The organism is Accumulibacter sp. (assembly GCF_016789985.1).
Lineage (GTDB): Bacteria > Pseudomonadota > Gammaproteobacteria > Burkholderiales > Rhodocyclaceae > Accumulibacter.
Genome location: NZ_JAEUOL010000194.1, coordinates 1 through 9,436, shown reverse-complemented (window position 1 = coordinate 9,436; position 9,436 = coordinate 1). Strand labels below are relative to the sequence as shown.

Sequence of the window (9,436 nt, the reverse complement as noted above, 5' to 3'; positions counted from 1 at the left end):
CCCGCTGATCGCCATGTTGTCGATCTGAATGTCGTTGTGCGCCTTGCGGCCGATGCTCATGCGCTCCTTGCGCAACTGGATTTCCTTGAGAACCAGACCATCCATGCTAAGTATGAGCTTTGCCATTGCTTTCCTCGTCCTCAATCAAGCCATGACCAGAGTCTGGACCAGCCACCCCGCGCGGCCGGAAACTCGCTCAATACCTTGACCACCACCACCGAGACATTATCGTCCCCGCCATTATCGTTCGCCAACTGGATCAACTGCCGCGCCGACAGTTCAAGGTTGGTGCCGAAGGTTTCCAGTGCATGCAGGATGTCGGCCTCATCGACCATGTCGTAGAGGCCATCCGAACACAGCAGGTAAATGTCGCCCGGTCTGACGGCGTGCACATGAACCTCCACTTCGACTTCCGGATCGACCCCGACCGCACGCGTCACCAGATTGCGGTTCAGCGAGTAGCGCGCCTCCTCGACCGAGATCAGACCGCTGTCGATCTGTTCCTGCAACAGCGAATGATCATGCGTCAGGGCCGCCAGTTCATCGCCCCGCAGGCGATAAAGGCGCGAGTCACCGACATGCGCGACGATCACCCGGTCATCGCAGAAGACGCTGGCCACCAGGGTGGTGCCCATGCCGCCGAGTCTGGCCTCACTCCCCGACGCACGGTAGATCGCCGAGTTCACCTCTTCGATCTGTTCGACCAGACAACGAAAGGCGAAGGGTTGTCCGGTCGTGTTGTCGATCCGTTCCGCGGCGGTCGTCGCGAAGGCCGTGGCGAGCCCGCTCGCGAGCAGCGCGGTGGCCATTCGGCTGGCAACTTCTCCGGCATTGTAGCCACCCATCCCGTCGGCCAGAATCGCCAATCCGTGCCGGGCGTCGGCAAATACCGAATCCTCGTTCTGCGCGCGCACCAGTCCGGGGTCGCTGCGAGCGACGATTTCCAACGCACTGGAGAGACTGTTTGTCACCTGAGCTCCACAAAACACCGATCAGTACGGCTTTACCCGGACCCTGGACTCCGCGTCATGAGCGTAGCGGCATGCCGCGGGCAATGGACTGGACCATCGCTGCCCTTATCGGCCTGCCGCGGTCCACGAGCGGTTCCGTGGCCACATCCACCGACGGCCCGCATTGTGCCCACACTACGCACCATAAGGCAATTCTATGCCAAGCCCACGCTCCCGCGCCAGCGCTTCAAGACGCGCCGCCAGTGCCAGATCCTGAACGGCCATTCCCTGCGATTCGAACAGCGTGATCTGCCCGGCACTCGAGCGCCCCGCTGCCCGGCCGCAGATCACCTCGCCCAGTTCGACCAACTGGCGCCAATGCAGGCGTCCCTTTTCCAACAGCGGCAGCAGATCACCGGCTTCACCCAGGGCAGTGGCAACGCTGTCAACGACGATCGGTGAGCAGCGCTTGACCACCTCTTCGCTCAATTCTCGGCGGATCAGTGAATTGGATCCGGCCGCATTGATGTGCGTTCCCGGCGCCAGCCACTCGGCATTGAACAGCGGCAGCGCCGAGGTGGTCACGGTGCTGACGATGTCACTGCCCCGCACGACCTCTTCCGGCGACGCTGCCGGTATCACTTCGAGACCGAGGCGGGCTGCCATCCTGCTGCAGAAAGCGGCCAGGCGCTCGGGGTGGCGGGCATGAACCTTTACCCGCTGCAGCGGACGCACTGCCGCGATTGCTTCAATATGCCCTTCGGCCTGCCAACCGGCACCAAAAACTCCCGCTACCGTGGCATCGGGCCGCGCCAGCCAGCGTGTCGCAACCCCTGACGCCGCAGCGGTACGCATCATGCCCAGGCGGTCGGCCTCGAGCACTGCCAGTGGCTGGCCAGTCGACGCACGGTAGAGGTGAACCAGGAAGCGCACACCGGAACGGTTGCTGGTGTACGCCTTGTAACCGATGACGTCAACCTCGGGCAGAGCGCCCTGCAGGAGGTGCAGGGTGGTCTGCGGCAGGCGTGTGCGTTGCCTCGGAACGTCGCAGCCCTGCCCCGACGACAGCGCCCGATGCGCGACCTCCACCTCGGCCAGAGCGAGCTGCATGGTCAGCAACTGCTCGACGTCCTTTTCACTCAGAAACAGCGCCATCGTAGACTCGGATATGCCCATCAAGGGTTCAGTTCTGCCAATCTCCATCGACGGCCGTTCAGTTGCGACCGCCGGTCACGGGGATTTTACCGGTAAAACGTGGCGGCAGAGGACAAACAAAAGGGCAGACCGCAGCCTGCCCCTCTTGTTCAGCCGCCAGGGGCGGGAACGCCCTAGATCATTGCCTTGATCAGCTTGCCCATCTCGGAGGGATCGCGCGTCACCTTGAAGCCACACTCTTCCATGATGGCGAGTTTGGCATCTGCCGTGTCGGCGCCACCCGAAATGAGCGCGCCGGCGTGACCCATGCGCTTGCCGGCCGGAGCGGTGACGCCGGCAATGAAGCCAACGATCGGTTTCTTCATGTTGGCCTTGCACCACACTGCGGCGTCAGCCTCATCAGGACCGCCGATTTCACCGATCATGATCACCGCATCGGTATCCGGGTCGTCGTTGAACAGACGCATGATGTCGATGTGCTTGAGACCGTTGATCGGGTCGCCACCGGTACCCACCGCCGACGACTGGCCAAGACCGATCTCGGTCAACTGGCCAACAGCTTCATAGGTCAGGGTGCCCGAACGGGACACGACACCGATGCGCCCCTTGCGGTGAATGTGGCCCGGCATGATGCCGATCTTGACTTCATCCGGCGTGATCAGGCCGGGACAGTTCGGACCGAGCAGCAGCGTCTTCTTGCCACCGGCGGCTTCCTTGCGCAGCATCTTGTTGCGCACCATCAGCATGTCGCGTACCGGAATGCCTTCGGTGATGCAGACGACGAGATCGAGGTCGGCTTCAACCGCTTCCCAGATCGCTGCCGCGGCACCGGGCGGCGGCACGTAGATCACCGAGACGGTGGCGCCGGTCTCGGCAGCAGCCTCCTTGACCGAGCCAAAGATCGGAATGCCGAAAATGCTTTCGCCGGCTTTCTTGGGGTTCACGCCGGCAACGAAGCAGTTCTTGCCGTTGGCGTACTCCTGGCACTTTTCGGTATGGAACTGACCGGTCTTGCCGGTAATGCCCTGAGTGATGATCTTGGTGTCTTTGTTAATCAGAATCGACATGGTGGCTCCTTAACTGACCGCAGCGACGATCTTGGTGGCGGCTTCAGCCATTGAATCGGCAGTGATGATCGGCAGGCCGGATTCGCTGAGGATCTTCTTGCCGATGTCCTCGTTGGTCCCCTTCATGCGGACGACCAGCGGGACGGAGAGATGGGTCACCCGGGCTGCCGCGACGACGCCGGTGGCGATCGTGTCGCAACGCATGATGCCGCCGAAGATGTTGACCAGGATACCCTTGACCTTGGGATTCCTGAGCATGATCTGGAACGCTTCGGTCACTTTCTCGGTCGTCGCACCACCGCCGACGTCGAGGAAGTTGGCCGGCTCGGCACCGAACAGCTTGATGGTGTCCATGGTCGCCATCGCCAGGCCGGCGCCGTTGACCAGACAGCCGATGTTGCCGTCCAGCGAGATGTACGAGAGATCGAATCTGGACGCTTCGAGTTCGTCCGGATCCTCCTCGTCGAGATCACGGAAAGCCATGATCTCGGGCTGCCGATAGAGCGAGTTGGAGTCGAAGTTGAACTTGGCGTCGAGCGCCTTGATGTCGCCATTGCCTTCAAGGATCAGCGGGTTGATCTCGGCCAGCGAGGCGTCAGTCTCCATGTAGCAGGTGTAGAGGCCCTTGAGCGTCGCAACCGCCTTGGCGACGGAGTCGGCCGGCACACCAATGCCCGTCGCCAGTTGGGTGGCCTGCGCATCGGTCAGACCGTCGATCGGATCGATGAATACCTTGAGAATCTTTTCGGGCGTCTTGTGCGCAACTTCTTCGATGTCCATGCCGCCCTCGGAAGAAGCCATCATCGCCACCTTCTGAGTCGCACGATCGGTCAGCGCCGCCACGTAGTACTCCTTGCGGATGTCCGCACCCTCTTCAATCAGCAAGCGACGCACCTTCTGACCGGCCGGACCGGTCTGATGGGTCACCAACTGCATGCCGAGAATCTGGCCGGCATACTGGCGAACTTCGTCCAGCGACTTGGCCACCTTCACGCCACCACCCTTGCCACGACCACCGGCGTGAATCTGAGCCTTCACTACCCAGACCTTGCCACCCAGGGATTCGGCTGCCTTGACCGCGTCATCGACGGATGGACAGAACACCCCGCGCGGAACGACGACGCCGAATTTCTTCAGGAGTTCCTTGCCCTGATATTCGTGAATTTTCATGCGCTTTCCTTGCTTGAGTTAAGGTTGCGAAACGTAATGAACCACCGGTAGAGCCTCCTACCCGGGCTTCTGGCCGTGATACCAGCGCGGGTAAAAGCGCCGTACCGCGTCCGAATGAGACTCCAGCGCATGACAACGGTCGAGCTGGTAGGGCTTCTGCCCGCCCTCGCCGCTGTCAGGAACGTCACTGGCAAAGGTCTGTAGTGCTGCAGTCGGCAGAAACATCGCCAGTTCGCTGAGGTGCGAACAACCGCGCGTACTGCGAAAAAGGGTTTTGACTGCCGTGCGAAATCCGTGAAACAGATTGAGCCCCACGAGTTGCGCGTAGCTCGGGGTGATCCGGTCGCAATAACCGACGTAAGGCATGGCATCGGTACTGGCTACCGCATCGAGGATGGCCATCTTGTGGTCGATGGTCACCCTCAGCCACATGTCATGTACCGGCTCGCCGCGCTTGCGCAGACCTGACGACAACGGGTAGTCATGATCCTTGACGTCGGTCAGTCGGGCCTCGATGTCCCAGCAACCGTCGCTCCGCTTGTACCCACTGAGCTGCACGCTGCGGACATGCTTGAGGGTGCGTTGGACAGTGGTCGGGGGCAGCGGCATCGAGGGTCCTGGGGGGATTTGCGAGCATGCAAAAGCTTCGCGGCTGGCCGCGGATTGTACACCAAAACGCCCCGCCATCCTTGGCGAAATTCATAATTATGGAGATCGACGGACCTCTCGCAGCGGCCTCACCCGCCCTGCCCTGGCGGTCGACCGGCGACTACCCGGCGTGCCGGCCGCTGTTCCGCTTCACGACCCCAGAAGACGTTTGATCTCGGCCAGGCCAGCGGAGAGCATGGCCAGATCCTGAGGTTCATTGCCCTTCAGTTCGTCGAGCACGCTGTCCGCCGCAGCGGTTGACGGTCGTCGGCCACCGAGCATCTGCCGCAAGAGATGCTGGCGAAGACCGGCCAACTGGCTGGTCAGTTGCGCGCGCGCCCGTGCCTGCCACCGGTTGCCGGCCGGCAGGCGATTGACGGCAGAAGCAAACCAGGCGAGATCGAGCTGTCGTTCGAGTTCGGCAAGCGCGCCGGCCACCTCGTTCAGGGAATGGCCACAGACACGAACAAGATTGACGAGGTCGAAAGCCGCCACGATGTCTGCACGCGCCGCAAGCAAGGTCGTGATCGCCTGTTCACCGCGCAGACCCCGGCGCGCGCGGTCGATGGCCTCGCCCACCGCCGCTCGATACTCGATGACCAACTGGCCAATCGACGCTCCGCCCAGATGCGGCGTCAGGACGAGCAGCGTGGCTGCCACGGTCATGGCACGCAGAGCCGCCATCAGTTCCATTTGCCGGCTGGCGTCAAGCAGCAGATCCAGCGACTCGATTTCATGCCACAGTGCCTCCGCGTCGAGCACCCGGCTTGCCGCATACCAGGCGCCGGCCACCTGCGCCGGTGCAGCCCCCGTCTCTTCGCCAAGCTGCATGACGAAAGTGGTCCCCATACGGTTCACCAGGCGATTGACCAGTTGCGTGGTGATGATGTCCCGCTTCAGGGGATGCGCCGCCATCAGAGCGCGGCAAGGCTCGAGCAGGGCGACCGGGAAATAGGTTTCGAGCAAATCATGAACGTCTTCGCCGTCAGGCAGGTTTGAATCCAGCAGTGCCTCCTTGAGCGTGATCTTGGCGTAGGCCAGGAGAACCGCGATCTCGGGAGCGGTCAGGCCGCGCCTCTGCTGTGCCCGTTCGGCGAGACCCTTATCGTCGGGCAGGAACTCGATCGCCCGGTGCAGTGCTCCCCTGGCCTCCAGACCACGGATCAGTCGAGCGTGCGCCTCGAGCAGTCCGCCGGCAGCCATCGTTTCCAGCGCGATCGCCTGCGTCTGCTGGTAGTTGTCGGCGAGAACCTGATGCCCGACCTCGGCGGTCATCGAAGCGAGCAGGGCATCGCGCTGCTTGCCGGTCATGTCACCCCGGCTGACCAGCCCGGCGAGCAGGATCTTGATGTTGACTTCATGATCCGAACAATCGACACCGGCCGAGTTGTCAATCGCGTCGGTGAAGATCCGGCCACCGTTGAACGCGAACTCGATCCTGCCCTTCTGGGTCAGACCCAGGTTGCCACCTTCGCCAACCACGCGCGCCCGCAACTGGCTGGCATCTACGCGCAGGATGTCGTTGGCCCGGTCGTTGGCTTCCTGATGACTCTGCGTGCTGGCCTTGACATAGGTCCCGATGCCGCCGTTGTAGAGCAGATCGACCGGCAGCTGCAGCAGGGTCTTGATCAACGCGGGCGGAGTCATCTGGCTCTCCTCGGTCCCGAGCCAGGCACGCAGCTCGGGCGACAGCGGGATCGACTTTGACGTGCGCGACCACACCCCGCCACCACTCGAGATCAGGGCCGGATCGTAATCGGCCCAGGATGAGCGCGGCAGAGCAAACAGACGCTGGCGCTCGGCAAAGCTGCGCGCCGGGTCCGGGTCTGGATCGAGGAAGACATGGCGATGGTCGAAGGCGGCGAGCAGCCGGATCTCGCGCGACAACAGCATGCCGTTGCCGAAAACGTCGCCGGACATGTCGCCAATGCCGATGACGGTGAACGGCTGCTGCTGAATGTCCAGGCCCAGTTCGCGGAAGTGCCGCTTGACGGCTTCCCAGGCACCCCGGGCCGTGATGGCCATCTTCTTGTGGTCGTAACCGACCGATCCGCCAGACGCGAAAGCGTCACCGAGCCAGAAACCGTATTCGATGGCGATGCCGTTGGCGATGTCCGAGAAGGTCGCCGTTCCCTTGTCGGCGGCGACCACCAGATAAGGATCGTCGCCATCGCGACGGCGCACGCCGCTGGGCGGCACGACCTGGCCGTTCACCAGATTGTCGGTCAGATCGAGCAGGCCACGGATGAAGGTCGAATAACAGCCGATGCCCTCGGCCTGGAAGGCCTCACGGTCGCTGACCGGAGGCAATCGCTTGCAGACGAAGCCACCCTTTGAACCGAGCGGAACGATCACCGCGTTCTTGACCATCTGGGCCTTGACCAAACCAAGCACCTCGGTGCGGAAATCTTCCATGCGGTCCGACCAGCGCAGGCCACCGCGGGCAACCCTGGCACCACGCAGGTGCACACCCTCGACCCGGTCGCTGTAGACGAAGATCTCATACAACGGTGCCGGCGCGGGCAGGAAAGGGATGTCACGCGACGAGAACTTGAACGCCAGATAAGCCTTCGGCCGACCATCCGCCCCAGGCTGGTAGGCGTTGGTGCGCAGCGTCGCGCCGATCACCGTCTGCAAGGCGGCCAGAATCCGGTCATCGTCAGGATTGCTGACCTGCAGCAAGGCCATGTTCAGCTCGTTGGCCAGGACACCGGCGCGCAGATCGTCGGCAGTCGGCGAAAAGAGCGCTTCAAAGAGCTCGATCAGGCCACGCGTGATCTCGAAATGCGTCGCCAGACAGCGCTCGACGTAGGCCTGACTGAACGGCAGCCCCGCCTGCCGCAGATAACGGGTGTAGGCGCGCAGAATGCTGATCTGTCGCCCGTCGAGGCCGGCCAGCAAGACCAGACGGTTGAAGCCATCGTTCTCGGCCTGGTCGCGCAACAGACGTTCCAGCAGATCGCGGAACGCCTGCCGCGTCGCATCGTCATCGAGCGCCGCCGCCTGCGGCAACTGCACGGCGAAATCGGCGATGTGCAGATCACTTCGCGGCAGGCTGAACGGTTGTTCGGAGAGCACCGTCAGACCCAGGTTTTCGAGCACCGGCAGGATGGCCGACAGTGGCCGTGGGCGACCCCGACGGAACAGTTTCAGATGCTGGTGAGCGCCGTCGTCGGCTTGCGCGGCGCTCAGCTTGACCTCGACACGCCCGCTGTGCTCGGCAGTCTGCAGACGTTCGAGATCGGACACTGCGGAAGCCGCGGTGACCCGTTCCTGGTACGACAGCGGCAATTCCGCGGCATAGCGGCGCAAGAGGCTGTTGCCCAGTTCTTCGCCATAGTGCCCGACCAGATTCTGCTTCAACTCGTCGCTCCAGCCGCGGACGATGCGAGCCACCTGCTGTTCGATTGCCTCGGCATCGTAATGGTAACGGGTGCCGACCGGCGTCCGGGCGATGAAGTGCAGGCGCGCCAGCCGCGCTTCGCCGATCATGATGAAGAAGTCGACCCGCTCGGCAGCCAGTGCTTCGTAGAGCAAGGCCGAGATGCGCTCGCGAATGGTGGTGTCGAAACGATCACGCGGCAGATAGGCAATCGCCGAGACGTAGCGACCCCAGGGATCGTCGCGCAGGAAGACGCGAACCTGCTCGCGCTCATGCAGGGCCACGATGCCCCGCGCGATGCGTAGCAGATCGCCATGCGCGATTTCGATCAATTCGTCGCGCGGATAGGTTTCGAGTACGTTGAGCAGGGTTTTGTCGCGGTGGCTGCGCGCGACAAAACCGATCTCCTGTCGCACGGCAGCAATCTTCCGGCGCAGGAGCGGGATGTCGGTCGCCGACACATGGTAAACATGCGCCGTGTACAAACCGACGAAGGCACGCAGCCCGACGATGCTGCCGTCGCCAGCGTAACGCTTGACACCAATGAAATCGAGATAGGCCGAGCGGTGCACCGTCGAGCGCGCGTCCGCCTTGACCAGGATGGCCGGCAAGGGTTCCCTGGCCAGTTCCGCGATCTCGCCCGGAATTCCGGCGAGACAGCGGCCAAAAAGTGGATGATCGGTGTGCCGAAGAATGCCGAGTCCGCTGTCGGCAACGCGGCTGAGCGTGCAATCCCCGGTGGCCACGCAATAATCGGCAAAACCGAGAAAAACGAAGTTGTTGGCCGCTATCCAGCGCAGGTAAGCCGCCACTTCATCGGATTCGGCAACCTCCGCCGTGCCCACCTCTTCCTCTGTCACACGCATCTGCTGTTGCATGGCGGGGCCGTCTTCGACGGCAGCCCGCACGTCGCCGAGCACGTCGGCGATTTCCCGGTGCAGTTGCTCGACCAGGACGCTATCGCCGATGCGGTCGATCTCGAGATGAATCCAGGACTCCGGCTGACTGCCGGGCGCACCGCGCGGGAGGCTGCGCTGCAAGCGGCCAGCGGCATCGCGTTCGGC

The 9,436-nt window shown here is 62.9% G+C and carries 6 protein-coding genes; all 6 read right to left on the bottom strand.

Going from position 1 to position 9,436, the window contains the following annotated elements:
* Positions 1–140: 140 nt before the first annotated feature.
* Entirely contained in the window at positions 141–971 is an 831-nt protein-coding gene (locus JNK99_RS11480) for a Stp1/IreP family PP2C-type Ser/Thr phosphatase (RefSeq protein WP_291853051.1), read from the bottom strand.
* Between the two features lie 174 nt (positions 972–1,145).
* On the bottom strand, positions 1,146–2,105 hold the full coding sequence (locus JNK99_RS11475) for an ornithine cyclodeaminase family protein (protein ID WP_291853048.1): 960 nt from the start codon (positions 2,103–2,105) through the stop codon (positions 1,146–1,148).
* A gap of 173 nt (positions 2,106–2,278) precedes the next feature.
* Positions 2,279–3,172: a succinate--CoA ligase subunit alpha gene (gene sucD, locus JNK99_RS11470; protein WP_291853045.1), complete on the bottom strand. Its 894-nt coding sequence runs from the start codon at positions 3,170–3,172 to the stop codon at positions 2,279–2,281.
* Positions 3,173–3,181: 9 nt separating this feature from the next.
* Positions 3,182–4,342, bottom strand: coding sequence for an ADP-forming succinate--CoA ligase subunit beta (sucC, locus tag JNK99_RS11465; RefSeq protein ID WP_291853042.1), 1,161 nt, complete (start codon positions 4,340–4,342; stop codon positions 3,182–3,184).
* Between the two features lie 57 nt (positions 4,343–4,399).
* Positions 4,400–4,951, bottom strand: a complete 552-nt coding sequence (locus JNK99_RS11460; protein WP_291853039.1) for a DUF2889 domain-containing protein — start codon at positions 4,949–4,951, stop codon at positions 4,400–4,402.
* 189 nt (positions 4,952–5,140) lie between these two features.
* Positions 5,141–9,436: NAD-glutamate dehydrogenase (locus tag JNK99_RS11455; protein ID WP_291853036.1), on the bottom strand; the 4,296-nt coding region annotated here is incomplete at its 5' end.